13 protein-coding genes are annotated in these 26,980 nt (G+C 67.1%); 4 read left to right on the forward strand and 9 right to left on the reverse strand.

Annotated features, from left to right (window positions below; genetic code table 11):
* Positions 1-52: 52 nt before the first annotated feature.
* Positions 53-1,363, forward strand: a complete 1,311-nt coding sequence (locus tag KHC19_RS07285; RefSeq protein WP_246548336.1) for an NtaA/DmoA family FMN-dependent monooxygenase — start codon at positions 53-55, stop codon at positions 1,361-1,363.
* 102 nt (positions 1,364-1,465) lie between these two features.
* Entirely contained in the window at positions 1,466-2,902 is a 1,437-nt protein-coding gene (locus tag KHC19_RS07290) for a UbiD family decarboxylase (protein ID WP_213351673.1), read from the forward strand.
* 50 nt (positions 2,903-2,952) lie between these two features.
* Here the strand turns inward: KHC19_RS07290 and KHC19_RS07295 are convergent, their stop codons facing one another.
* From KHC19_RS07295 to KHC19_RS26310, 3 genes are all read right to left on the reverse strand, one after another.
* Positions 2,953-4,431 (reverse strand): phosphohexomutase domain-containing protein, encoded by a 1,479-nt coding sequence (locus KHC19_RS07295; protein WP_213351674.1) that lies wholly within the window; start codon positions 4,429-4,431, stop codon positions 2,953-2,955.
* Positions 4,412-5,887 carry a mannose-1-phosphate guanylyltransferase/mannose-6-phosphate isomerase gene (locus KHC19_RS07300; protein WP_281418545.1) on the reverse strand — a complete coding sequence of 492 codons (1,476 nt, stop codon included), beginning with the start codon at positions 5,885-5,887 and terminating at the stop codon, positions 4,412-4,414. Before KHC19_RS07300 ends, KHC19_RS07295 begins: the two co-directional genes overlap by 20 nt.
* Before the next feature lie 233 nt (positions 5,888-6,120).
* A complete protein-coding gene (locus KHC19_RS26310) occupies positions 6,121-6,666 on the reverse strand; it encodes a VanZ family protein (RefSeq protein ID WP_213351675.1) in 546 nt (181 codons plus the stop codon).
* Positions 6,667-6,905: 239 nt separating this feature from the next.
* Between KHC19_RS26310 and KHC19_RS07310 the strand changes: the two genes are divergently transcribed.
* Positions 6,906-8,798 carry a GumC family protein gene (locus tag KHC19_RS07310; RefSeq protein WP_213351676.1) on the forward strand — a complete coding sequence of 631 codons (1,893 nt, stop codon included), beginning with the start codon at positions 6,906-6,908 and terminating at the stop codon, positions 8,796-8,798.
* 519 nt (positions 8,799-9,317) lie between these two features.
* Here KHC19_RS07310 and rfbF read toward each other — a convergent pair.
* Both rfbF and KHC19_RS07320 read right to left on the reverse strand, forming a co-directional pair.
* Complete coding sequence (rfbF, locus tag KHC19_RS07315; protein ID WP_213351677.1) at positions 9,318-10,136, reverse strand: glucose-1-phosphate cytidylyltransferase; 819 nt, start codon at positions 10,134-10,136, stop codon at positions 9,318-9,320.
* Positions 10,137-10,883: 747 nt separating this feature from the next.
* A complete protein-coding gene (locus tag KHC19_RS07320) occupies positions 10,884-11,687 on the reverse strand; it encodes a response regulator transcription factor (protein ID WP_213351678.1) in 804 nt (267 codons plus the stop codon).
* Positions 11,688-12,632: 945 nt separating this feature from the next.
* Here KHC19_RS07320 and KHC19_RS07325 point away from each other — a divergent pair.
* Complete coding sequence (locus tag KHC19_RS07325; RefSeq protein WP_213351679.1) at positions 12,633-13,325, forward strand: 4'-phosphopantetheinyl transferase family protein; 693 nt, start codon at positions 12,633-12,635, stop codon at positions 13,323-13,325.
* Here the strand turns inward: KHC19_RS07325 and KHC19_RS07330 are convergent.
* From KHC19_RS07330 to KHC19_RS07345, 4 genes are all read right to left on the reverse strand, one after another.
* Positions 13,250-14,347 (reverse strand): alpha/beta hydrolase, encoded by a 1,098-nt coding sequence (locus tag KHC19_RS07330; RefSeq protein ID WP_213351680.1) that lies wholly within the window; start codon positions 14,345-14,347, stop codon positions 13,250-13,252. The genes KHC19_RS07325 and KHC19_RS07330 overlap by 76 nt on opposite strands.
* A gap of 91 nt (positions 14,348-14,438) precedes the next feature.
* Positions 14,439-16,988, reverse strand: coding sequence for a condensation domain-containing protein (locus tag KHC19_RS07335; RefSeq protein ID WP_213351681.1), 2,550 nt, complete (start codon positions 16,986-16,988; stop codon positions 14,439-14,441).
* A 25-nt stretch (positions 16,989-17,013) separates the two neighbouring features.
* Positions 17,014-25,086 carry a non-ribosomal peptide synthetase/type I polyketide synthase gene (locus KHC19_RS07340; protein WP_213351682.1) on the reverse strand — a complete coding sequence of 2,691 codons (8,073 nt, stop codon included), beginning with the start codon at positions 25,084-25,086 and terminating at the stop codon, positions 17,014-17,016.
* A complete protein-coding gene (locus KHC19_RS07345; protein WP_213351683.1) occupies positions 25,083-26,966 on the reverse strand; it encodes a non-ribosomal peptide synthetase in 1,884 nt (627 codons plus the stop codon). The genes KHC19_RS07340 and KHC19_RS07345 overlap by 4 nt, the downstream gene beginning before the upstream one ends.
* Positions 26,967-26,980: the final 14 nt, after the last annotated feature.

Genomic DNA, 26,980 nt, shown 5'->3' on the forward strand with positions numbered 1-26,980 from the left:
TCCCGATTGTTCCGCCGGCGGCGCGGGCTGGCAGAGAGCGCGGGGGAATTTCATGGCGTCCACCTTCCACATGGCCTGGTTTCTTCAGGGGTCGAGCGCGCAGGCCTGGGGCGAGCCGTGGACGGGGAATATCGGCAGCGAATGGATGAGCGCGGAGCTGTTCGTGGACCTTGCCCGGTCCATCGAGCGCGCCTGCTTCGACTACCTGCTGATCGAGGATTCCATCTTCATCGGCGAGAACTGGCAGAATTCGCGCGATATCTTTCTCCGCAACGGCATCTGCGTGCCGCGCCAGGAGCCCTCGGTGGTCGCAACCCTGCTGGCGGCGGCGACGCGGCGGCTCGGCATCGTGCCGACGCTGTCGACTTTCGCCTATCACCCCTATCTGACCGCGCGCATCATCGGCTCGCTCGACCAGATCTCCGGCGGCCGTGCCGGCTGGAACCTCGTCACCGGCTTCAACGATCTCGCGGCGCAGAATTTCGGGCTGGCCGGCATGGCGGACCATGACCAGCGCTACGTCGTCGCCGAGGAATACGCCACCATCGTCAAGAAGCTGTGGGATTCCTGGGAGCCGGGAGCGATCCTCGATGATCACGAGAATGGCACGCTGATCGACCCGGCCAAGGTTCACACCATCGACTATGCCGGCACCTACTACTCCTCGCGCGGTCCGCTGAATTCCGGTCCATGCCCGCAGGGCCGGCCGGTCATCGCGCAGGCCGGTGGCTCGGCGATCGGCCGGGCCTTCGCCGCCGCGCATGCCGATACCATCGTGGCCGCCCCGACCGGCGTCGCCAGCATGAAGCGCTATCGCGAGGAAGTCCGCGCGCAAATGGCGGCGATGGGGCGCGATCCCGATAGCTGCAAGCTGCTGTTCCTGCTGTCGCCGATCGTCGCCGAGACGGAAGAACAGGCCCGCTGGCACGCCGACCAGCGCAAGATCCAGACCGCGGAGAACATCCCCGCGCGGCTCGCCCGGCTCGGCTGGGCCACCAATATCGACTTCTCGCAGTTCGACCTCGACACGCCGGTCGGCGAACTCACCACCAACGGCACCCAGTCCACGCTGCAGGCCTTCCTGGTCCGCGCCGGCAAGCAGACGCTGCGCGAGGCGATCGTCGCCCATTATGGCTCGGGCTATTGCGTCGACGTGATCGGCACGCCGGACAGCGCGGCGGCGCAGATGGAAGAAATCATGGAAGAAGTCGGCGGCGACGGCTTCCTCATCGTGCTGCCGGATGTCAGCCGTCGCTCCATCGCCACCATCACCGATGGGCTGGTGCCGGCATTGCAGCGTCGGGGACTGATGCGCAGAGCCTATGACCATCAGCATCTGCGCGACAATCTTCTCGCGTTCTGAGGCCTGTCCATCCGGCAAGAATGGCAACGGGTCGACGCATCGCGGTCGATCCGACCGCCCCGAACATGGTATGAGAGACCCCCTCCACTGGAACGGGCTACCATGGCGTATCAGGATTTCCGGGACTTCCTAGCGGCCCTGCAGGCGCAGGGGGAGTTGATAGAGGTGGAGCGCCATGTCGCCCCGGAACTGGAAGTCGCGAAAGCGCTGAGGAAGAGCGCCGCGATAGAGGGCCCGGCGGTCATATTCAAGAACAATGGCAGCAATTTCCCGCTTGTGGGCGGCATATACAATTCGCGCTCCAAGGCCCTGATCGCCTTCCAGAGCACCGAGGACAACGTCGTCCAGAACATTCTCGATGGTCTTGCACGGCGCATTCCGCCGGTCCTCACCGAGAATGCCCCCGTGCACGAGAACATCGTCCTGGGCGACGACATCGACCTGTCGGCCCTGCCGATCTGCAAGTACAGCCCCGACGATGGCGGGCCCTACATCACATCGGGCATCGTCGTGAGCAAGGATCCCGAGACCGGCGTCCCTGATATCGGCCACTACCGGTTCGAGTTGATCGACAAGAAGACGCTGTCCTTCCTCGCCCTGCCGAACCATCGGTTCGCCAAGAACATCGCCAAGGCTCTGCAAAAGGGGCAGAAAACCTTCCGTGCGTCGCTGGTGATCGGCGTGGATCCGCTGATCGCCTATACCTGCCCGATCCAGGTCTCCGACGACACCAACGACTTCGAGGTCGCCGGCGGCCTGCGCGGCGCACCGGTCGAGCTGGTGAAGTGCCGCACGAACGATGTCGAGGTGCCGGCCAGGGCCGAACTCGTCATCGAGTTCGAGGCGGATTTCGGCACCACCGTGATGGAAGGCCCGCTTGGGGAGTACACCGGCTACTATACCCCGGGCGCGGCGAAGCCCATTGCCCGCCCCACCGCGATTACCTATCGCAACGGGGCCTACTTCCAGGCGCTCCTGACGGGCGTGCCACCCACGGAAAACCACATCCTCAAGCAATTGCCGTTCGAAGCCTCGCTGCTGCAGCAGCTGCGCCAGCGCTTTCCGACCGTGCAGCGCGTCGCGGTGCCACCGTCCGGCGGGACACAGTTCTACGTGGTGCTCTCGATGAAGCCGCGCTTCGCCGGCGAAGCCCGGGCGGCGATCCTCGACGTGATGAGCAGCAACCTGCGTCCCAAACGGGTCATCGCGGTCGATCCGGACATCGATGTCCAGGATTCCAACCAGGTCGAATGGGCAACGGCCTTTCGCATGCAGCCGGCGCGAGACGTCTTCATCATGAGCGACCTTCCGGCCGGGCCGCTGGATCCCTCCAGCGATGAATCGCTTCCCAACGATCAGCGGCTGGGCTCCGCGCTCGGCATCGACGCCACCTATCCCTACGGTACCGTCATCAAGGTAGCGGGCGAGGCGTGCAGTCCCGCCCTCGCCGAACACGGCAAGGAATTTCTGGAGGTCGCGGATATCCCGGGCTGGCGCGCCTATGATTTTCCCGAGCTGCGCAAGACCGTGCCCAAGTGAGCGGCGCCGCGAAAGAGTGAGCGGCACCGCGAAAGAAAGACGATGAGCCGTCAAGCGGGTCCGGCGGGCGGCGCGGTCTCGATCCAGTGGTCGGCAACGTCCAAACCCTCCTGAAGAAGCGCCTCCGCTTCGTCGAGGCGGCGCGCCTCCACATAGACGCGCAGTTCAGGCGCATTGCCGGAAGCACGGAAATGCACGGTGGTGTCGTCTGCGAGCGTCAGCCTCAAGCCGTCACGCCGGTCCCGGGCGACGATTCCTCCATGCCCGGCGAAGGCTGCCCGGCTGGCTTGCGACGCTTCATCGTCCAATGCGGCGATCAGGATGGCGCTCTGTTCCTGCCGGACGTTCGGCAAACGGTTCGACAGGGCGACGGCGAAATCCTGCCGGATGGCGAGGGCGGCGAGCGGCTCGCCCGACTGCGCCACCATTGCGAGGACCGCCACTATGGGCAGCAACGCATCGCGCGTCGGCAGCGCCGGCAGCCGGCGCCCGTCCCGCTCGACCGTCGAGCCGAGCAGCGTGCCGCCATTAGCCTCGAAGCCGACGACGCTGCGCGCCCCTTCCGCCTCAGCCTCGGCCATGCCCGCAATGACGAAGGGCGACCCCACTTTGGTGCGCACCACCTTGTCGAACCGACCGCAGCGCTCCAGCGCCGAGTTGGACGTCACCGGCGTGACAATGGTGTCGGCCCCAAGAAACGCCGCCGTCAGCGCCCCCACGAGATCGCCGCGCAGGAAACGCCCCGTGCCGTCGGCGATCAGCGGACGATCGGCATCGCCATCCGCGGATACCAGCGCGTCGAAGCGCCCTTGCGCCGCCCATAGGCGGGCCAGTTCCTCGTCTTCCGGTCGCAGGGCTTCGGTGTCCACCGGAATGAAGTGCGCGGCACGCCCCAGAGGCACGACCTCGGCTCCCAGCGCCGCCAGCACCTCGGCGATGACATCGCGCCCTACCGTGGAATGCTGATAGACGCCGATGGTGAGCCCGCGGAGCACCTCCGGCGGGAAGAAGACCTCGTAGCGCTCGCGATAGCCGGTGAGCACATCGATGCCTTTGGCGTCGACGCGCGTCGCGGGCAGGGTCGCAAGCATGGCGGAAAGAGCGAGACGAGCATGCCATGCGAGAATACGCGCCTCGTCCGCCTTGTCGATCTCCCCGCGCGAACGGTAGAACTTCAACCCGTTGCGATCTTCGGGAATATGGCTGCCGGTCACCATGATGGCGGCGGCGCCCCTCGCCAGGGCCGCCATGGCGAGCGCCGGCGTCGGCACCTCGCCGCAATCGACCGGTTCGAGGCCGGCATCTGCAGCGGCCTGTGCGCATTGCCCCGCAATCTCCGCGCTCGAAGCGCGCAGGTCGCGCCCGATGAGAACCTCCCGGGCATCTCCCCCGGTCCGGTCCTCGGCGATCATGGCGCAAAAGGCGCGGGCATGGCTGTAGGCCGGCAGCCCGACGAGATCAGTTACGAGGCCTCGCAGGCCGGAGGTTCCGAATTTCAAACTGCTCACGTCAAACCCGCCGATACACATCCTGGAGACGGACGATGTCGTCCTCTCCGAGATAGGAGCCTACCTGCACCTCGATGATCTCCAGCGGAATCTTGCCGGGATTGGACATGCGGTGCACGCATCCGATGGGAAGATAGATGCTTTCATTTTCATGGACGAGGATGGTTTCCTCGTTGCGGGTGACTTCGGCGGTTCCGCGCACCACCACCCAATGCTCGGCCCGGTGATAATGTTTCTGCAAGGACAGCGTCCCGCCCGGCTTCACGGTGATCCGCTTGACCTGGTGACGGGAGCCACGGTCGATGGAGAGATACTTGCCCCACGGCCTGTGGATTTCCTGATGGGTCGTCGCTTCCGCATCGCCCCTGGCCGAGATCAGGCCGACCATCTCCTTGACCTGGCCGGCCCTGGACTTCGCCGTCACCAGCACCGCGTCGCGCGTGGCGATGACGGCAATGTCGTCCAGTCCGATCACCGCGACGAGAGAGCCATCGGCCGAGACGAAATTATTGGCGCCCTCGAGGATATAGCCCCTCCCCTCCACGGCGTTTCCGCTTTCGTCCTTCGGGGAAAGCTCCCAGACGGCGGGCCATCCCCCCACATCCGACCATTGAAAACCGCCGGCCACGACGGCCGCCTTGTCGGTCCGCTCCATCACCGCATAATCGATCGACACCTTCTTGGCTTTCCCGAAGGAATCCGCGTCGAGCAGCAGGCAATCCAGGTCCATCGTCGCCTGCGCCAGCGCCGTCGCCGCCGCCTCCCAGAGCGAGGGTTCGAACGTCCGCAACTCGGCGCGCATGGTCGCCGCATCGAAGATGAAGTTTCCCGAGTTCCACAAATAGCCGTCGGCCACATATTGCGCGGCGCGCGCCGCATCGGGCTTCTCGACGAAGGCCGACACGCGATAGGCGTCGGCCGCGACCTCCTCGCCCGCCCGGATATAGCCGAAGCCCGTCTCGGGGCGGGTCGGGGTAATGCCGATCGTGACGATACGCCCCTGCGCCGCAAGGGCCGCGCCTTGCCGGCAGGTTTCGATGAACGATGCCTCGTCCCGCACGACATGGTCGGCCGCGAAGACGCCCACGACGCAGGGGCCTATCTGCGACAGGGCGAACTGGGTGGCGATCGCCACGGCTGCCGACGAGTCGCGCCGACGGGGCTCGAGGATGATCTGCGCGTCGATGCCGAGCGCACCGAGCTGTTCCGCCACGATGAAGCGGTATTCGACATTGGTGACGACGATGGGTTTCGTGAACACCGACGGGTCGGAAACCAGTTTCGCCGTGGCCTGAAAGGTGGATTCCTGCCCGAACAGCGGAATGAACTGCTTCGGCATGGTATCGCGAGACACCGGCCACAGGCGCGTACCGGCGCCGCCGCACATGATGACCGGCACGATCGCCGGCGGCCGTCCAGGTTCCGCATTTTCCGCGCAGGAACGATCAAGAAAAGCCGAGTGGTTGAGTGAATTCATGACAGTTTTCCCGCGCCTGGCAGTCAAAGGCTTCCAAGAAACTTGCGGGTCAGCTTAGCGGAGTGCGGAGGACCCGAAACAGCTTCGAACTGACATCAGGGCTTGCGATCGTCTCCAAAGGTGCAAGCCGGATCATTTTCAACGGCGCAACGCACCCTCTTTTGGATATTTCCCTTCTCCATCCGAGCGATCGCGAGATCGGCGGGGCGTTGCGGTCTATCGCTTCACCTTCATTACCGGTCCGGCGCCGTGGACGCCTCCGGCGCGGCGCGCCCGGATGAGCGGGCCGCATATGCACAGCGCAAGATCGCTACGCTCATGGCGACGCCGAGAACGGCCCCGGTGGAACTTGCGATGAAATCGCTCAGATGCGGCGTTCGTCCCGGCGAGAATTGCTGCAGCAACTCCATCAGTCCGGCCAAGCCGGCGAGGCCCATGGCCACCCATGCCCTTTCGCGCCATTGCCGACAGAACGCGCCTCCCATCAGGATTCCCGCTCCCCAATAGGCAGCGAAGTGCTCGGCACCCTTGGGCGCGCCGGTGCGGTACATCTCCTGCGCCGGCAACAGGGAAAGAGCGACGATGATCAACAGGCATGCATAAGCGGCGCGGCGCAGGAAACGCTCCCATTTCGGCATCGATGATGTTCCGTCCTCGATCTCGGCAGGTCCTGCCCGGTTATCCAGATGACCGGCGCTCTCATGACGGCAATCCCCCCGATCGAACCAGGGCTCGCGCGATTGGCGACTTCCGACATTGACCGCCGACGGCGTGTTCACCGAGTTGCCGGTCTCACCTTAGCGCTCCCGACCCGCCCTGCATGAGAACGAGCCATTTCGAAAGCGCCACAAAGCATCCGTCTGCGCGAAGGGATAAGTTATAACCCGACGATAGCCATGAGTATAAAACGATATTTGCAGTTATCCTTATGGATAACCCCGATGCGCCGGAACTCCATTAAGATTTTGTGGACTTCTACCGCTCATGTGCGTCGACGCCCCGCACACGGCGCATTGCCTTGGGCGACGACGATTGCGAGCCGCAGATGTTCATTTCCTCATCGACCTCGTTCAGGAGAAGCCAGCTTTCCAGCGCGCCGACATGGCCGACGGAAACGTCGGCACAGGACCACTTCAACCTGGCCGATGTGGTTTCATTCTTCAAACGCTACTGGATAACCATCACCCTGCCCATGGTGATTACGCTGGCGGCGTGCACGCTTTATCTGAAGGTCGCCACTCCGATATTCACGGCGCGCGCTCAGGTGATCATCGATCCGCGCGTGCAGGAGCAGTGGAACGGCCAGACGGGAAATGCCGTTCTCGCGCTGGATACGGCGCAGGTGGAAAGCCAGATTGCGGTGCTGCGATCGGAACGCATCGCGAAGAGCGTCATCGCCGATCTCAATCTCGCCGATGCCGAGGATTTCCAGCCGCGACCTTCGCTCATGCGCCGGCTGCTCGCGCCGGTCTGGCCCGTTCCGCCGATCGAGATGTCCCCGGCCGCCAGATCTCGCTTCATCATGGAGTCGTTCGCCAGCAATCTCGATGTACGCCGCTCGGGGATGTCCTATGCCATCGACATAACGTTCAGTTCCCCGAGCCCGGACCGCGCGGCGCAGGTGGCCAATGCCACGGCGGAAGCCTATATCCGCTACCAGCTCGCGGCCCGGTCGGAAACCGCCCGCGTCGGCGGAGACTGGCTCGAGGCGCGGACTCTCGAACTGCGCAATCAGATGAGCGCGGCGACCCGTGCCGTCCAGGAATTCAAGGCACGCCGCGACTATCGGATCGTGCGCTCGGGCGACGGACGCCCCGGCGGCGCGCCGGATGCGGCAGCCGAAGCCGAGCCGAAGAACCCCGCCAACACGCTGGAGGAACTGGAGACCACGGCACAGATCTATCAGCGTGTGTATGAGAGCTTTCTCCAGGGCTTCACGGAAGCCGTCCAGCGCCAGTCCTTCCCGGTCGCCGATGCCCATGTGCTGACATCGGCGACGGCCCCCTTCTTCAAGACCCAGCCGCGCGGGACGATGATCCTGGCATTGGGGCTGCTCGTGAGCGGCCTCGTAGGGGGCGGCATCGCCCTGCTTCGGCACCAGCTCGACAACACGATACGTTCGGCGCGCCAGATCCGCTCGGAACTCGGCATCGAATGCATCGGCAGCTTCCCCGTGCTGGCGGTGCGGGCGCGACGCCCCCGCCCCGGCCCATCGCGTCCGCGCGGAGCGCCCGCGTCTACCCAGGTGACGACGCGTCGGCCGCTTCGATCCGATAGCGGCTATTTCACCGCGGCGTTCAGGCCATCCACGGTCCATACCCGCAACGCCCTCGTGGCGATCAGGGAACGCATAGAAATCTGCATGCGTCCTGCCGAGCGGTTCAGCTTCGGCGTCACCTCCCATAGCGAGGGCGAGGGCAAGTCGATGCTGGCGAGCAATCTTGCCAGCCTGTTCGCCCTCAGCGGCCGGCGCACCCTGATCGTCGATGCCAATCCTCAGCATCCGACCTTGAGCACCGTGGCGGGCGCCAGCCCGCGGCTCGGCCTCATGGAGGTCGTGGCGGGCCTCGCCTCGCTCGAGCAGGCCCTCAGGACGCTTCCCGATCTGTCGGTCGACGTGCTGCCGATCGGATGCACGTCGACGCTTCCCGCCATTTTCCACCAGGACGACACCACGGCCCTGAGGATGACGATCGGCAGCATGCTGAACGGCTATGACGTCGTGATCTTCGATCTTCCGCCGATGACGCCCTCGCATGGGGAAATGGCCGTGTATCTGTGCCTCGACTGCATCCTGCTGGCGGTCGAGGCGGGCAAGACCACACGCGGCATGATCGAGGAAGACATCCATTGGCTGCAGACGCTGCAGGCCAAGGTTCTCGGCGCCGTCGTCACCAAGAGCGAGCGCTGACGGCCCCGCCACCGCGGCGCCCGATAACACCCCAGCCCTCGCCTCCGCCATCCGGGCCCTGGCAGACGCGATGTCGCGCCTCCCCGCCCCAAGGAACAGGAACGTTCCGCAGCACGGCCGACCTCCCGCCGCTGCGATGGCCTGCGATCGGATGCCACGTTCGGGCCGGATCAGTGGAGGAGCGCCATGCCGCCATGGCTAGCGCGTTTCCGCGCATCGGCTCGGGGAAGAAGAAACCCTGCCTCCGACATTCACCTCGGCAGCGGCGAGCGGCGAGCGGCTTTCATCCCGGTCGCAACTCGTCCATGTCCGGGCGATCTTGCGCCGGTGGGTTTCTCCATGCCGATCATGGCGGCGAGCCGATAGGACGGCCGCCTTCACCGGGAAATCGAAACAGCGAGATGCGACCCTCGCGCGTGCATCGAGCAATGGCCTCGGGCGAAAAGGCTCCCGTCAGGCAATGGGAGCCGATCCGCAGGCGCCACGCAGTCCGGCCACACAGCCGCCGGCGCGCGTGTCTCATGACATCGCATCATGTTCGGAGGCGGCGGCGCCCTGGGCCGCGCGCAGCGCCTCGACCCGCCACGGTGCCTTGCCGCTGTTCCATATCTCCTGAAGATTGAGAATGTCGCGCAGCGTCTCCACCGGGTGCCAGAAGCCCGCGTGGCGAAAGGCGGTGAGTTGCCCCTCCTCGCCGAGCCGCTGCATCGGCGCCTGCTCCCAGACCGTCGCATCGTCATCGATGTAGGAGAGGACCTCCGGCTGCAGCACGAAGAAGCCGCCATTGACCCAGACGTCGTCGCTGCACGTCCCTTCCCGGGGATCGCCGGCCCGCGCATCGTCGCTCCGGCAGCCCACCAGGCGGCCCGGCGGCTGGACGGCAACCAGCGTAGCAAGCGTGCTGCTCGCGGTGTGGAAACGGATGAGCCGCCCGATATCGACATCGCACAGGCTGTCGCCATAGGCGCAGCAGAACGTGTCCCCGTCGAGATATTTGGCCGCGCGCTTGAGACGCCCCCCGGTCATCGTCTCCTCGCCCGTATCGACCAGCGTCACGCGCCATGGCTCGATCGCGTTGACATGATAGCCGATGGAGCCGTTCGCGAAATCGAAGGTAACATCCGCGCGCCGGAGTGCGTAATTGGCGAAAAAGTCCTTGATGGTCGAATTCTTCTGATCGCAACAAATAATAAAATCATTCAATCCATGCACGCTATATAGATTAAGTATATGCCACAATACCGGCCAACCTCCGATCTCCACCATGGATTTCGGCCTGACGCTTGTCTCCTCCGCATGGCGTATGCCCTTGCCGCCCGCCAGAATGACGACTTTCATGACCGCGAGCTCCCGGAGGTAGAGCAAGGGATATGGCGAAGGCCCGTGCATACCGTCGATGGCCCCCTGCCGATGGCCGCGTCCCTGACGGTGGTCATTTGCCGAGTGACGGATGACGAATTCCGCGGTGCAGACTGACTCATCCCTTACCCCAACGCTCTTTACGCTTGTTGTTAGTGCATGCACCGACTATGCATCGCGGCACGTAGAGCAGCGCCGTCGCATAAGGCTTAGGCCGCGTGTCCATAAGATTACCGCAGAGGCGATGCCTCCCTGCGCGCGGGCGACATGCCTCCCGGGCGGACCGGAAGCAGGGCTTCGAGCCTATCTCGCTGGAGATGTTGAGCTAATTCGCGGCCTTGGCAGTGCCGGCCATTGCATCGCCTGACACGAACACCGTCCCGGTGCTCCGGCGGAAACGCGGTCATTCGACCACGCAATCGATGCCCCCCGCGACGCCATGCCGGGCACCGCAAGTCCCGACATCAAAAAAGGCTGCGGGCCTGGCACTCCATCGCGGAGCGGCAAGACAGCGGCAGCTCCGGCAACACGCTCCGGTCAACCGGAGGACCGAAGGCGCGACGCCCATCCTCGGTCGCAAACCTTCGCCGTTGCAAAGGAGGACGCTTCCAGGGCTCAACTCTGGGCCGGTTTACGAACGAAGCGGCTACAGCCACCGGCATCGAAGGACTACGTCGGCGGCACGCTTCGAAAGGCAAGGATCAGGATGTCAATCTGAACGCAAGATCAATTATTTCCATCGTCGGGGAACATCTGCGTCGTCAGGAGGGCAACTTCCGTCCGGTTCTTCGCCTTCAACTTTTTCATTATGTTTCTGACATGCACCTTTACGGTGCTCTCGCACATGTTCAGTTGATAGGCGATGACCTTGTTGGGAGCCCCCTTCCGCAAGGCCCGCGCCACCATCAGCTGGCGCTGCGACGTAAAGATCGGGTTGTCGCTGGCTTGCGGCGTGAGGTTCGCCGAAGGCGTGCCGGCCATGGTCATCAGGCTGTTCGCCGGCACGAACGTGCCGCCAAACTTCATGAGCTGCAAAATCTGCGCAATCACTTCGATCGAGAGACTTGTCGGAATGTAGCCCTGAGCCCCGCTCTGCATGGCATTCAGCACATGCTTGGGTGACTCCCGATCCGACAGGATCGCAAATTTCATGGCGGGCTTGCACGCTTTCAGCTCGGCAAGCTCTTTCTTTATGTCGAAGCCCGAGCCGGCTTCTTCGGATTGGTCGGGAGTGGATATGATCACCAACGCGGTAGATGCCGCATCGGGAGACGCCTTCCATTCGGATACGCTGCTATAAACTTTGAATATCGTCGCCTGATCGACCGAATAGAGTGCAAGAGACAAACACTGTCCGAGAAGTCGTCTCGGCTCTATCAGGACGATAATGCTTCTGTCGCGATAAACCGACGAAATTCCGCCATCGATCATCGCCTTATCATCGCTCCCGTATCCGATGCCGGATTTCGGGCTCATGTCGATATATCTATTTATCTTAACTAAAGAAGCGTCATGGCTTCCTTTTTCCATGATTTTATGTCCCCACCGCGCACGAGACTCGATCCATACGGACCGTACCAATCCCTGAGCACCGTCATCGGGTGGACTATACGCATTACCCTCTATCCGCCCTGAAAGGTCCTGGGATCTTGACCGAAAGGCACGCCCACTTTGGAACCGTCCACGCCCCTCCTCCCGAGGTGACCGTCGTGGACAGGGAGCTCCCACAACCTTCCGCAAGGGAGGGGAGCAACTCCGGGATGTACTTATATCCGCACTTATATCGAAATTGCAACTAAATGCGAAACGATCACTTCGCCATATCCCGGCGTGCCGTCTTTCAATACGCACCAAAAAGCGTCAGGGGACAACCTCGCCGACGCGCCACCGGTGGGAACGTTCCAAAAATCCGACAGAATTACGCGAAACAGCCGCTGCACATTCGCTACGACATTGGACATAAAATGAATTCAAGCCACATATATTCATATGATTTTTTGATTTTCTTATGGTATATTTGAATATACATAATATATATGTGGATATAAAATACTCTCATGAATAAATATATATTTATATATATCGATATTATATTTCATATATTATGATTTTATATGTAAAAATTCAGAGTATATTTTCAAAATATCAATTTTGATACATCATACTCCCATATGACAAAAATATGTCACTTAATTGGTGCTCACTCGATATTATTATTATCTAAAATGGTATAGGCGGCCGGCTCCAGGCCTCGCCAACTCCTTTTGGTGGGGCGTCATGTATCTCTCGTGCCGGCAGATGCATTGCCACGCAACGGCGACCTACCACGAAAGGCGTGCCAAGCGCCAATCTCCCTCATCCACATTGCCAGGGTAGACTGACGATATCGGATACCTGCTCCATCCTGCCAGGAGACGCAACCTGAGGATGCGATCAAACTGACCTTCCGACACCCATCAATGGAAGGATCGCGACGTGGGCCATCGGATCACGATCTGGATCTTCGAGCTGGATCGTGCGGCAGAGGAACTGGCGGCCATCGAGACCTGGCTGTCGGATGACGAGCGGCAGAGGCGCTCAGGCCTTCTGCGCCCGCGGGATCGCAGCCGCTTCACAGCCGCGCATGGCATCATGCGCGGCATTCTCGGCCAGGCCATCGGAAGGGAAGCGGAAGCCCTGTCGTTCGCTCGCAATGCCTATGGCAAGCCCGCCCTGAAAGGACATGAGCGCCTCGGCTTCAATCTGAGCCATTCCGAAGGTCTCGGCGTGCTTGCGGTGGCCGACGGCATCCCCCTGGGCGTCGACGTGGAAAAGCTCGCGCCGGTCGAGCAAGCCGTCGCGGAGATAAGCTTTTCCCGCGCCGAGCGCGCCGAGCTTGCCGCGTGCGAAGAGGATCAGTGGCTGGCGAGCTTTTATCGACACTGGACGCGCAAGGAAGCCATCATCAAGGCGCTCGGGCTGGGATTGGCCGAAGCGCCCGATCTGGATGACATCACGCCGGAGGCCGGCACGGAGCGTCGCCTGTTGCGCCTGAAGGGCACGCCGGAGACAGTCCCCCTCTGGGAGCTGTTCCACTTCGTGCCCGCGGCCGGCTACATGGGAGCCCTCGCCGCGCCGGGATCCGGCCATGCGATCGTATTGAAGCGCTGGTCGCCACCGGCACGGTAGTCGCGCAGCAGGCATCCCGCCGGCGGCGTCCCGCGCAGATGATGGTCGAAGAACGCCGCGAGGCAGGCATCGATCAACGCCTTGGTGCGGACGGGGTCGACACGCGTCCAGCTCCGCCAGAAGCCGATTCCGAGTGCAAGGTCCGACAGGTTCTCGTGGACTGCTCCGGCGAGGCGCATGCCGAGACTTCCGGGCCGTTGCACCAGCCGCTGTTCTTCCGTCAGGTCGCGGCGGGTGAGGCGCGCCTCGTAGCGACGGGCCGCAACCGGATCGTCGAGATCGGCGTCGCTCGGGAAGGGGAAGTCGCTCAACAGAAGCAGATAGGGCGCCCTCACCGCCCCGATCGCCGCCTGCCCGAACAGCCAGCCATCGAGGTTGGCCACGGCAGCGATGCGGGGATCGAGCACGCTCGCCTCGGCCGAGGTCGAGCCGCCCAACGACCATCCGAACGCCCCGACACGATCGAGCGGCAGGTCGTCGAGCCAGGCAGGCCGGTCCGGGGTGCGCTGGAGCGCCATTAGCCGGTCGAGAACCTCGACGAGCCGCAGCGCTTGCCGGTGCACCTTCTCGTCCGCATGCACCAGCGTCGTGTGATAGGCCGCTTCGGAGGTGAAGTCGAAGAGCAGCGGCGTCACGCCGGCGGCTGCGGATCCGGGCATCCGCTCGATGTCGTCGAGAGCTATCACCACATAGCCGAGGCGGGCGAGCGCCGCCGCCGTGGCGGCGTTGTCGGTGCGCGCCTTTCCCGATCCCGGCGTGTAGAGCAGCAGCGCTGGCGTGCGCGAGGCGCCATCGGGCGCATGCGCGTCGATGGCGAGATGCCAGATGTCGACGGTGATCGGTTCGGCCCCCCTGCCCTGCGCCGCCCCGAGGAGAACCTGCGTCCGATGGACGGTCCCGGTCTCCGGCGCCGTCATGGCCCGGCGCAGCTGGGAGACGAGAGACGCGGCCATGGTGGTGATGCGGGTCGCCAGGGGCCGAGCCTCCCCGCCCATCGTCACCAGTGCCGCGACGATGGCCACGAGGAGCGCCAGCGCCCCTCCAGCTCGTCTCCAGGCCCGGGATCGCCGCCGATCGGGCGGGCGGCCATGCAGGGCGTCCGCCACCGGGCGGTCACTCGGCCGCCTGCCGCGAGGGCCGCAGCGGCGTCGAGAGCTCCCTGAGCCGAGGCCGCAGATGCCGGGCGATCACCTGCGCGCCATCTCCCTGGAACATTTCGGCATGCCAGCCCGGTACGGCATGGGACTCCGGCGGCAGCGGCAGAACCGTGTTCCAGCCCATGTCGTCGCCCAGCCCGTCCGTAATCATTTCGTCGCTGCGCAGCAGCACCACCCGGCCACCGAAGGGCCCGGGCCGATAGGCATCCCGCGCCCGCTCGAGGGTGGGGAGGAACCAGCGATTGCTCCAGTCATCCTGGTTGCCGGTGCGATCCTCGATCAGTCCCAGACGCGCCGCGGCCTTCAGCATTCCCGTCTTGCGGATCTTCGGATAGCTGGCGAGCACGTCGGCCAGTTCCGTCTCTCCGGCGGACAGGCGGGTATAGTGGCGCTTCAGCATGTGCCAGCGATAGGCTCGCCGGAAGGCGGCCCGCCGGCGTGGCGGCAATTCGGCGAGATAGCCCGGTCGCCACGTATCGGCCAGGATGATGAGCGGAACCGCCTCTCCCTCCGCCTCCAGCTGGCATCCGGCTTCATAGGCGATGGCGCCGGCGACGCAGAGGCCGAACAGCACATAGGGCCCGCCCGGGCGGGCCGCCCGGATCAGCCTCACATAGTCGCGGGCCACGTCGGCCAGCGGCCGCTCCTCCAGCTCGCGCGGCGCATTGGGATCGAACAGCTGGATGCCGATGAACGGCCGGTCGGTGCCGATGGCGCGGGCGACGTTGTAATAGGCCAGCGTGTTGTTGATGGCGATGATCGGCGTCTCGCTGCCATGCGGCTGGATCGGCACGACGTTCCAGGGCTCGATCAACCGTTCGTCGGCCGGCGGTTCGGGGTTGCCGACCAGGCGAGTCCCGAGGCGGCTCGCCATCTGGCGCAGCGTCGGCGCCTCGAACAGGACGAGCGGGTCGATCCGCTCGCCGAACCGCTCGCGCACCCGCGCCAGCATGCGGACGGCCAGCAGCGAATGCCCGCCGAGCGCGAAGAAATCGGCCTCCGGCGTCAGGGGGCCGGTCTGGAGCAGATCCTGCCAGATCTCCGCCAGCGCCGCCTCGATGGCGGCATCGACGGCGATCGAGGCGGTCGCGGGGGAAGGAGTAGCGCTCGCGACGTCCGCCGGCTTGGGCGCGGCCGTCACCGGCCCGCCGCGTTCCGGCGGCACCAGCGTGTCGAGCGCGAAGTCCGGCTCGGCGATCGCCCGCTCGAAGGCGCTGCGCCAGAGCGAGACGAAGGCGCGGGCCGTGTCGGCGCGGAAGATGTCGGGATTGTACTCCATGGCCATGCGCCAGCCATCCCGCCACTTCACCACGAAGAAGTTGAGATCGTAGAGCGAACCCGCCGACAGCGAGGGCACGCCCTGCAAGCGGAACCGCCCGTATTCACGGTACTGAAGAACCTCCTTCAGCATGGTGAAGTTGACGGAGATCAGCGGCGTGCGGGCCGGGTCGCGCGGCGGATTGAGGAGCTCGACCAGCCGGTGGAACGGCATCTGCTGGTGCATCAGCGCGTCCCGCACCGTCTCGTTGGTACGGGCGAGCAGCTCCGAGAAGTTGCGGACGTGGCGGGTGTCGACCCGCAGCACCAGATTGTTGATGAAGACGCCGATCAGCGGCTCCAGCTCGGTCTCGTCGCGCCCGGCGATCTGGGTGCCGAGGATGATGTCGGACCGTCCGGTCAGTCGCTTGATGAGTGCAATTGTCGCCGCACAGCCGAGCGCGAAGGGCGTCACGCCGAGCAGTCGGGCCGCCTCCTCCATCCGCGCACCGGTTTCCGGCTGCAGCATCTCGGCGAGGATGATGCCGTGATGCGAGGGGCGGGCCGGCTTCTCGAAATCGCCGGGCACCTCCAGATAGGGCGCATGGGCGAGCTGCTCGTACCAATAGCGCTCATGCTTCACTGCCTCGACGGCGAGATATTCCCTCTGCCAGCGGGCATAGTCGCCATATTGCAGCGGCAGCTCGGGGAGAGGGTGCGCCCGCTTGGCATCATAGGCGGCGGCGATCTCGCCGAACTCGTTGGCGATCACCCGGATCGACCAACCGTCGAAGACGATCTGGTGCACGGTCAGGAGGAGGCTGGCGCGCTGGTCCGCGAGCCGCAGCAGGGTGACGCGGATCAGCGGCAGCTCGTGGATGTCGAAGGGCGTCTGGGCCTCGCGCTCGGCCAGCTTGCGCGCCTCGCCGTCCCTGGCCTCTTCCGGCAAATGCCTGAGGTCGACGACCGAGAGTTTCAGCCGAAGCGCCGGCGCCACTTCCTGCACGGGTTCGCCGTCGATTTCGAGGAACCGCGTGCGCAGCACCTCGTGACGCTCGACGATGGTGTTGAACGCGTGCTCGACCGTGTCGTCGGCGATGATGCCGGTGATCTCCCAGCGCAACGCGACATTGAGCGCCGCGCTGCCGGGATCGAGCGCATCGATGAACCAGCAGCGCTGCTGCGACGACGAGCACGGGAAGCGGAGCGGTTCCGATCCGCCGGCCGCCATCGCCGCAACCTGTTCCATGGCCTTTGTCTCCACGGCGGCCCCCTCAGCTGACGTCGGGGGCCGCGTGCGCGGCGTTGCGGCGGAAGCTGCTGAGCTTGGGCGGGGCCGCCGACACCACGCCGCTGCGCGCGATCTCCTCGGCGACTTCCGCGAGCCCGGCGATGGTGGGATGCAGCATCAGGTGCCGGGCTTCCAGCCCCAGCCCCTTGCCGAGCATGCGCGCCGCGATGCGGAACACCTGGATCGAGTCGGCACCGAGGGTGAAGAGATTGTCCTCGATGCCGATATCCTCGGTCTGCAGCACCTCGGCCCAGATCTCGGCCAGCGTCTGCTCGGTGGCGTTGCGGGGCTTCAGCACGGCCCGCTCCGCTGCCCCGCCCGCTTCCGGTCTGGGCAGCGCCTTGCGGTCGAGCTTGGCATTCGGCGTGAGCGGCAGGGCGTCGAGCCGCATCCACAGCGCCGGCCGCATATAGTCCGGTACCGACTGGCTCATATGCTGCTGCAGGTCGCCGACCGGCACCGTCTCGCCCGGCTGCTCGACATAGTAGCCGACCAGCCGCGCGCTCACCCCTTCGCCGGCGAGGGCGACCGCCGCCGCCGCGACGCCCCGGCAGTTGCGGGCGGCGCTCTCGATGTCCTCCAGCTCGATGCGGAAGCCTCTCAGCTTGATCTGCAGGTCGCGGCGGCCGAGATGCTGGATGCGCCCGTCCGGCAGCCGCCGGGCGAGATCGCCGGTGTGATAGAAGGTCGCCGGCAGGCCACCTGCCGGGCTCCCGGCGCGGAAGGCCGCGGCGGTGAGCACCGGCTCGCCGAAATAGCCCTTGGCGAGGCCCAGGCCGCCGATCACCAGCTCGCCGGCGACGCCGACCGGCGCCACCTGGCCGCTCGCATCGACGACATGCAGCTGCGTGTTGAGCACCGGCTCGCCGATGGTGATGGCCCCCTCGCCCCGGGCGATCCGGCCGGCGCTGGACCAGATGGTGGTCTCGGTCGGCCCGTAGACGTTCCAGAGCTCCCCGTCGCCCCCCGCCAGCTGCTCGGCGAGGTCGCGCGGCAGCGGCTCGCCGCCGCAGAGCATGGTCAGGCCGTCATAGGGCCGGAAGCCGGCCTCCAGCAGCATGCGCCACAGCGAGGGCGTCGCCTGGATATGGCTCGGCCGCTCGGCGTCGATCAGCGCCTTCAGGCCGAAGCCTCCCCTCACCTGCTCGCGGTCGGCGATCAGCACCGTGCCGCCGGTGACGAGCGGCAGGAACAGTTCGAGGATGGCGATGTCGAAGGACACGGTGGTCACTGCCAGCAGCGTCTGCCCGGCGGTGAAGCCGGGACGCTCGGCGAAGGACCACAGCACGTTGGCCAGCGCCTCGTGGCTGATCTCCACGCCCTTGGGCGTGCCGGTCGAGCCGGAGGTGAAGATCACATAGGCGCTGTCCTGCGGCCAGATCGGCGGGAACGCGCCGATCTCCGCCTCGTCCACCGGCACCGCGACCGACAGGTCGATCGACGGCAGGCCCGGCACCAGTTCCGCCGCCCGGACATCGTCGCTGAGCAGGGCGTCGAGCCCGGCCTTGTCGGCGATCAGCCGCAGCCGTGCCTCGGGATGTTCGGGATCGAGCGGCACGAAGGCATGGCCCGCCTTCATGATGGCGAGCAGGCCGGCCACGAGGTCGGGCGAGCGCTTCACCAGGAGGCCGACCCGGCCGCCGGCCTTCCGCACCAGCCGTTGCAGCCGTTCGGCCAGCATGTCGGAGGCCCGGTCGAGCTCGGCATAGGACAGCGCGCGCTCGTGCCAGCGCACCGCTGTGGCATCGGGCGTGCGCGCCGCCTGTGCCCGGAACAGCTCCGGCAGCGGCCGCAGGTCGATATCGTCGCGCCGGCCGGCATTGAGCGTCTGGGCAAGCCAATGGAGACTGTCGGCATCGAGGATCGGCAGGTCGCGCACCGGGCGTGCCGCATCCTCCACCAGCGCGCGCAGCACCTGCTCGAAATGCGACAGCCAGCGGGCGATGGTCGGCTCGTCGAACAGGTCGGTATTGTAGTCGCAATCGAGCCGCAGCCCGTCCGGCCCCTCGATGACGTTCAGGAAGATGTCGAAATTGGTGAAGGCCTTGGCGTTGGGGACGACGCGGGCCTCGAGCTCGCCGAATTTCAGCGCGTCGCCCAGCCGCTCCAGGTTGAACTGCACCTGGGTCAGCGGCAGCCGCGAGGGATTGCGGGGCAGGCGCAGCTCGCGCACCAGCGTGCCGAAGGTGAAGTCCTGGTGCTCGTTGAGCTCCAGCATCGCCTTCTGCACCGATGCCAGCAGCTCGCGCGCCGGCACGGCGCCACCGACAAGGGTGCGCAACGGCAGGAAGTTGACGCAGTGTCCCACCAGCGGCCCCTCGTCCACGAGGCTCTGGCCGGCAGTGGGAATGGCGGCCACCTGGTCCGCCTCGCCGGTCAGCCGCCACATGACGATCTGGAACGCGCTGGCGAGGGTGGTGAACAGCGTCGCTCCCTGCCGGGCGCCGGCCTTCTTGGCGGCACGGTAAAGATCGGCATCGATGGCGGTGCGATAGGTGTCGCCGTTGAAGCTCTTCATGGCCGCGCGCGGGCGGTCCGAGGGCAGCTCGGCATCCGGCGGCAGCGTGTCGAAGCGGCGGAGCCAGTAGGACCTGTTGTCCTCGCGGCCGCCGCTCGGCGCCGCCTGCTGCACGGCATAGCGCCGGAACGGCATCGGCGCCGGCAGGTCGGGCGCGCCCGGCCTGTCGCCATGCGTGTAGTGGCGGGCGAGCTCGTCGAGAATGATGTTCATCGACCAGCCGTCGCAGACGATGTGATGCGCGGTCAGCACCAGCACCTGCGCGTCCGGCGCCAGCTTCACCAGTTGCGCCCGCACCAGCGGGCCGGCGACGAGATCGAACGGCGTCGCCGCGTCGTCGGCGAGGATCCCCGCCAGCTCGGCCTCGGGAGCCGCGGCGGCGCTGGCGTCGAGCCGATGCAGCGGCACGGCGAGCTCGTCGTCGACGATGAAGTGCTCGCCGCTCGCCTCAAAGCGGCCGCGCAGGGCATCGTGACGCGCCACCACCGCCTGCAGGGCGCGTTCGAGGCGATCGGCGTCCAGCGCGCCCCCGAAGCGCAGGCTTACCGATTCATTGAAGGCGCAGGAGGCGGCGTCGCCGGCCTGCGCGGCGAGCCAGATCTCGCGCTGCGGCTCGGTCGGCGCGATCCGCTCCGGCAGCGGCTCGGGCGCCGGCGCGGCGGGAGCAGCGGGCGCGGCCGCGGCCGGGCGTACGGCGTCGTCCGGCCGGCCCTTGCCGGGCAGGATGCCGACCGATTGCAGCGCATCGAGGCTCGCGGTGAAGACGCGCTCGATCTCGGCGATCTCCGCCTCGCCATGCGTGGTGGTGAGGAATTTCGGGAAGCCGTCCTGGATGTGCAGGCCGATCGAGCGGGCATGGGGGAAGAACAGCGAGCCGAAGCGGTCTTCCTCGTGGAAGTTCAGGTAGAACCAGCTGCTGTAGGTTTCCGCCCGGGTGGCGATGCCGCGCCGTTCCAGATCGGCATTGATCCGCCCGACCAGCGCGGCGGTCTTCTGGGCAAGCCCCTGCTGCAGCGCCGGCCCGGCCTCGCGCAGATGCAGGAGGACGGCGCGCGCGGCCGCCAGCGCCAGCGGATGGCGCACGAAGGTGCCGGCGAAGAAGGTCGGCGCGATCTCCGGGACCGAGGCGTCGCCATAGCGCCACTGGCCGCCGTCGAGCGCATCCATGAAGCGCGCGGAGCCGGCCAGTATGCCGATGGGCAGGCCGCCGCCGACCACCTTGCCATAGGTCGCCATGTCGGCGCGGATGCCGAGCACCGCCTGCATGCCGCCGGGATGGGTGCGGAAGCCGGTCACCACCTCGTCGAGCACGAAGGCGGTGCCGGAGGCCTCGGTGATCTCGCGCAGCTCGCGCAGGAAATCGACCGGCACCAGGCCGGGATGCCGGCTCTGCACCGGCTCGGTGATCACCGCCGCGATGGAGTCGGCATTGGCGCGGATCCAGGAGACGCTGTCGGGATTGGCATAGGGCAGCACCACCATGTTGCCGACCGAGCCGGTGGGGATGCCCGGCGCCACGGGCAGCGCGCGCGGCGGCGCGGTCAGGCTGCCGCCCTTCACCAGCACCTCGTCGAACTGCCCGTGATAGCCGCCGGCGAACAGCACCACCCGGTTACGGCCGGTGACGGTGCGCGCGACGCGCATCGCCGCCATCACCGCTTCCGAGCCGGTGTTGCAGAAGGTCACGCGCTCATTGCCGGTGAGCTCGCGCACGAGATCGGCGACCTCGCCGGCGAGCGGCGATTGCGGGCCGATGGCGAAGCCCTCCGCCATCTGCCGGGCGACCGCCTCCAGCACGAAGTCGGGCGCGTGGCCGAAGGCGGTCTGCCCATAGCCGTTGACGAGGTCGACATATTCGTTGCCGTCGACGTCCCAGATGCGCGGGCCCTTGGAGCGCGCGCAGACGATGGGGAAGACGAGTTCCTTCCACTCGGCGCGGAAGCCGGCCGCCGCGCGCGGATCGGCCAGCCCCGCGCGATGCTGCTGGGTATAGGCCTTGGAGCCGGCGGCGCGCCGGCCGAAGCGCTCCGACAGGTCGGCGATGAAGTCCGTCTGGGCATTGGTCAGCGCCGCCGGCGCCGCCTTCGCCGCGCGATAGACCTGGAAGCGCATCGGCTGCCCTTCCTCGGCCTCCGGGGCCGGGGGCGCCGGCTGGGTCGCGGCGGGCGCCGGGGATGCGGCGACCGGTGCTGCGGCGATCGATGCTGCGACGACCGGGGGCGCCAGCGGCGTCGCGGCGCTCGCGGGAGCAGCCGCCTGCATCGCGGCGATCTGCTGGTTGATCACCTGCTGCATGGCGTCGAGCTGGAGACGGAACAGGTCGGCCACCTCGGTTGCTCCCGCCGCCGCACCGATGCCCGACGCGCGTGGCGCGGGCGGGGCTACCTGAGCCGGCAGGGGATCGGCTGCGGGGAGCGGTGTTGACGGTGCGGCGGCGGGTACCGCCATCGCCGCGGCTGGCGCGGATGCCGGGGTCGGGACCGGCATACTGGACGCAACATGGCGCGCCAGATCGGCGATGGTCGGAAGGTCGGCAAGCAATTGCCGGAACGTGACCGGCACCTTGAAGGTCTGCTGCACCCGCGTCGCCACCTGGGCGAGGAACAGCGAGTCGAAGCCGAGCTCCAGGAAGGAGGCATGGCGTTCCGAGGCGGCGATCTTCTCCCCGGACAGATCCTCGAGAACGGCGATCAGCTCGCCCTCCACCTCGGTGGCCCGGCTGGTATCGGCACTAAGCGGCGCGGGGGTATCGGCCATGGGGAGGTTTCCGTCCTGAGGATCGTTGATGTGTTGGGGGACGGCGCTCGGCGGCGCCTCCTGCGATGTCGGCGGCGACGACGCGGCGATGGCGGGGGCCGGCGGCTCCACCCAGTGCCGCTCGCGCTGGAAGCGGTAGGTCGGCAGCGAGACCCGGCGGCACCCCGGCCCGGTCACGGCCGCCCAATCCGGCGGCACGCCACGGCTCCATAGCGCGGCGACGAGCTCGCGCAGCGTGGTGGCTTCCTCGCCGGCGGCACCGAAGCTGGTGAGCAGCGCGGCGTAACCGTCCTTGGCGAGCGTCTGCCGCGCGAAGGTGGTCAGCACGCGGCCAGCCCCGATCTCGACGAGAACGGGCTGGCCGAGCCCGGCGACGGTCTCCAGCGCGCGGGCGAACATCACCGGCGCGCGGCACTGGCGTCCCCAATATTCCGCGGCGACCGGTCGGGTGGTGTCGACCCAGCTGCCGGTCACGCACGAGACATAGGGGATCTCGGGTGCGCGGGCCGGCATGGCGGCGAACCACCGGACCAGCGGCTCCATCACCGGCTCCATCATCGGCGAATGGAAGGCGTGGCTGGTCCTGAGCCTCTGGAAGGCGATGCCCTGCCCTTCCAGTATCGCCTGCAGCGCGTCCATCGCCTCGGCACGGCCGGAAGCGACCGTCTGCCGCGGGCCGTTCGCCGCCGCGATGGCGGCTCCCTCTGGCAGCAGCGGCTCGAGCTCCTCCACCGCCAGCCGTACAGAGAGCATGACGCCGGGCGGCTGGGCATAGATGAGCCGGCCACGCTCGGCGATGGCACGGGCGGCATCCTCGAAGCTGTAGACGCCGGCGAGCACCGCGCTCACCAGCTCGCCGAGGCTGTGGCCGACCATGGCGTCGGGCTGGATCCCCCAGCTCATCAGCAGCCGCGCGGTCGCATACTGGATGAGGAACAGCGCCGGCTGGGTATTGACCGTGGCATCGAGCGGGTTCGGGTCGCCCGGCTCCACCGCCGCGAACAAGAGGTCGCGGATGTCGGTGCCGGTGACCTCGTGCACGCAGGCGGCGCCGCGATCGACCAGCTCGCGGAACAGCGGCTCGGTATCGTAGAGGCCCCGGCCCATGTTCCAGCTCTGCGATCCCTGCCCGGGGAACATGAAGACGACGGGCCGCGTGTCGCCGGCCTTGCCGCCATTCGCCTCGCCGCGCAGCTTCTGCGCGAGCTCCTCGCGCGAGCGGGCGACGACGGCGGCGCGATGGTCGAAGGCGCGCCGGCCCTGCTGCAGCGTGTGGGCGATGTCGTCCAGGCGCAGCTCGGGCCTGTTCGCGACATGGTCGGCCAGCGCCGCCCTCGCCTGTGCCAGCGCCGCCTCGCTGCGCGCCGAGAGCGGGAACACGAAGGCCCGCCCTTCGCAATCCGCGCGGGCGCGGGGCCGGGGTGCCTCCTCCATCACCACATGCACATTGGTGCCGCCGACGCCGAAGGCGCTGGTGCCGGTGCGTCGCGGCGCGTCGCCTGCCGGCCAGGCCGTCGCCTCCCGGTGGACGAGGAACGGGCTGGAGCCGAGGTCGATCTCGGGATTGGGCCGCTCGAAATGCAGCAGCGGCGGGATTTCCCCGTTGCGCAGCACCAGCGCCGTCTTGATCAGGCCGGTCGCGCCGGCGGCGGCATCGAGATGGCCGACATTCGCCTTGACCGAGCCGAGGGCGCAGTAGCCGCTGCGGTCGGTGGTGGCGCGGAATGCCTTGGTGAGGCCGGAAAACTCGATCGGATCGCCGAGCGGCGTGGCGGTACCGTGTGCCTCCACATAGCCGACGGTGTCGGCGGTGATGCCGGCCTGCTGATGCGCGGCAGCGATGGCACGGGCCTGCCATTCCGGGCTCGGCGAGGTGAAGCCCACCTTGCCGGCGCCGTCATTGTTCACGCCGCAGCCGCGAATGACGGAATAGATCTGGTCGCCATCGGCCAGAGCATCCTCCAGCCGCCGCAGCACCACCAGCGCGACGCCGCTGCCGAACACCGTGCCGCCGGCCGCCGCGTCGAAGGGGCGGCAACGACCGTCCGGCGATACCATGCCTCCCGCCTGGTGCAGGTAGCCGCGCTGCTGCGGCAACGAGATCGACGCCCCGCCCGCCAGCGCCATGTCGCATTGAAAGGTCTGCAGGCTCTGCACCGCCTGCGCCACCGCCAGCAGCGAGGTCGAGCAGGCGCTGGCCACCGTCATGGCGGGCCCGTGCAGGCCGAGCTTGTAGGCGATGCGGGTGGCGAGGAAATCATGGCCCGCGCCGACCAGCAGCGGATATTGTCCCACCTGGAACTCGTCGGTGAAGCCCTCGATCACCCGCCGGTCGGCACAGACATGGCGCAGGAAATAGGTGTTGAGCGAGCAGCCGGCGAACACGCCGATGGCGCCGGAAAAGGCCGCCGGATCGTGGCCGGCATCCTCGAGCCCCTCCCAGGCGCACTCCAGCAGCAGGCGATGCTGGGGATCGGTCAGCGCCGCCTCCCGCGCATGCATGCCGAAGAACGGCGCGTCGAACCGGTCGATATCCGGCAGGATCGGCCGGGCAGCCACGTAGTTCGGGTCCCGGTGCACCGCGTCGCCGAAGCTGTCGTCGATCTCGTTCGCCGCGAAATGGGTGATGCCGTCGACGCCGCGCCGCAGGTTCTCCCAGAACTCCCCGACCGAGCCGGCGCCGGGAAACCGCCCGGCGACGCCGACGATGGCGACGGCGCCGAGATCGAGCAGTTCGCGCAGGGCGTCCTCGGCCGCCGGATCGAAGCTGTGCATGTTCATGACGCCCTCCCCAGCCGGGTGTCGCGCAGGCGCCGCAGCGCGGCCTGCCGCGAGCCGGCGCGCGCCGCCGCCTCGACATCGAGCCGGGCATCGGAGGCCGAGCCGGCCTCCAGCCGGGCAGCGAGGCTCGCCACGGTCGGATGGTCGAACAGTTCGACCAGCGTCAGCGGCGACCAACCGAGACCGCCCAGCCGCGCATGCAGGCTCATCAGCCGCAGCGAGGTGCCGCCGAGTTCGAAGAAGCTGACGTCGCGCGGCACATGGGACAGGCCCAGCACCTCGCCCCAGATCCGCGCCACCGTCGCCTCTATTCCCGTTCCGGGCGCGGCCACCGGCGCCAGCGAGGCCGCGACCGGCGGCGCCGTAACGGTCAGCGCCGCGAGCTGCGCCCGGTCGATCTTGCCGTTGGCCGTCAGCGGCAGCGCGTCGACGACATGAAAGCCCGACGGCACCATGTAGGCGGGCAGCACGCGGCGCAGCCTCTCGCCCATCGTGCGGACCAGCCCCTCATGCGAGGCCTGCGGCGCCGGCTTCATGAAGGCCAGCAGGCGCTTGTTCCCCGCCGCGGTGTCGCCGCACGCCACCACCGCCACGTCGGCGACATCGGGCTCGTTGCGCAGCGCGGTCTCGATCTCCTCGATCTCGATCCGCTTGCCGTCGATCTTCACCTGCTGGTCCATGCGGCCGAGGAACTCGTACACCCCGTCGGGCCGGCAGCGTGCGACATCGCCGGTGAGGTAGAGGCGCTCGCCGACCGACGGCACGAAGCGGAATTTCCCGGCCGTCAGCTCGGGAGCATTGAGATAGCCGATGGCCAGCCCCTCGCCGCCGACGCAGAGCTGCCCCGTCTCGCCGGCGGCGACCGGCCGCAGTTCCTCGTCGAGCACATGCGCCGTGCTGTGGGCGATCGGCCGGCCGATCGGCAGCGGCCGGTCCTCGTCGGTCTCGATCGGATGGCAGGTCGAGAAGGTGGTGTTCTCGGTGGGGCCGTAGCCGTTGACGAAGCGGCAGCCGGGCAGCGCCTGCCGCGCCCGCCGCACATGGGTGGGCGACACCACGTCGCCGCCGGTCAGGATCTGGCGCAGCGGCCGCAACCCTTCGAGCCGCTGGTCGACGAGCAGATGGAACAGCCCCGCGGTGAACCAGGCGGTCGTGACGCCATGGGCGGCGACCGCTCCCACGATGTCGTCCAGCGAAGGCTGGGCGCCCGGCACCACGGCGAGCCGGGCGCCGTTGAGCAGCGCGCCCCAGATCTCGAAGGTGCTGGCGTCGAAGGCGAGCGGCGCGAGATGGAGGATCACCTCGTCCGGCGCGAAGCGCGCATAGTTCTGCTCGCTGACCAGCCGCACGATGGCGCGATGCGGCACCACCACGCCCTTGGGGCGCCCGGTGGAGCCGGACGTGTACATCACATAGGCGGGATCGCCGGCCTCGGCCCGCTCCGGCAGGGCCTCGGCCGGGAACGCGTCCGCCGCCGCGAGAGCGCTCGCCTGCTCGACGAAGCGATCCACCGCCGCCTCGGCGATATCCGGTGCCAGCGCCGCGCGCCCGATCACCAGCGCCGGCGCCGCGTCGTGCAGCATCCCGGCGAGGCGCGCCGGCGGATAGGCCGGATCGAGCGGCACGAAGGCGGCGCCCACCTTCAGAATGGCGAGCATGGCGACGACGGTGTCGGCCGACCGCTGCGTCAGCAGCGCGACGCGCTCGCCGCGCCGGATGCCGCGCGCCTCCAGATAGCGTGCCAGCCGGTTGGATCGCCGCTCGAGGGCGTCATAGCTGTGGGTGGCGCCGGCCTCGGCTATCGCGATGGCGAAGGGAGCGGCGAAGGTACGTCGCGCAAAGGCACCGTGAACCGTGGCGTCGCGATTGAATGCAGGCATGGGAAACCTGTCTG

Source organism: Ancylobacter oerskovii (genome assembly GCF_018390555.1).
GTDB classification, from domain to species: domain Bacteria; phylum Pseudomonadota; class Alphaproteobacteria; order Rhizobiales; family Xanthobacteraceae; genus Ancylobacter; species Ancylobacter oerskovii.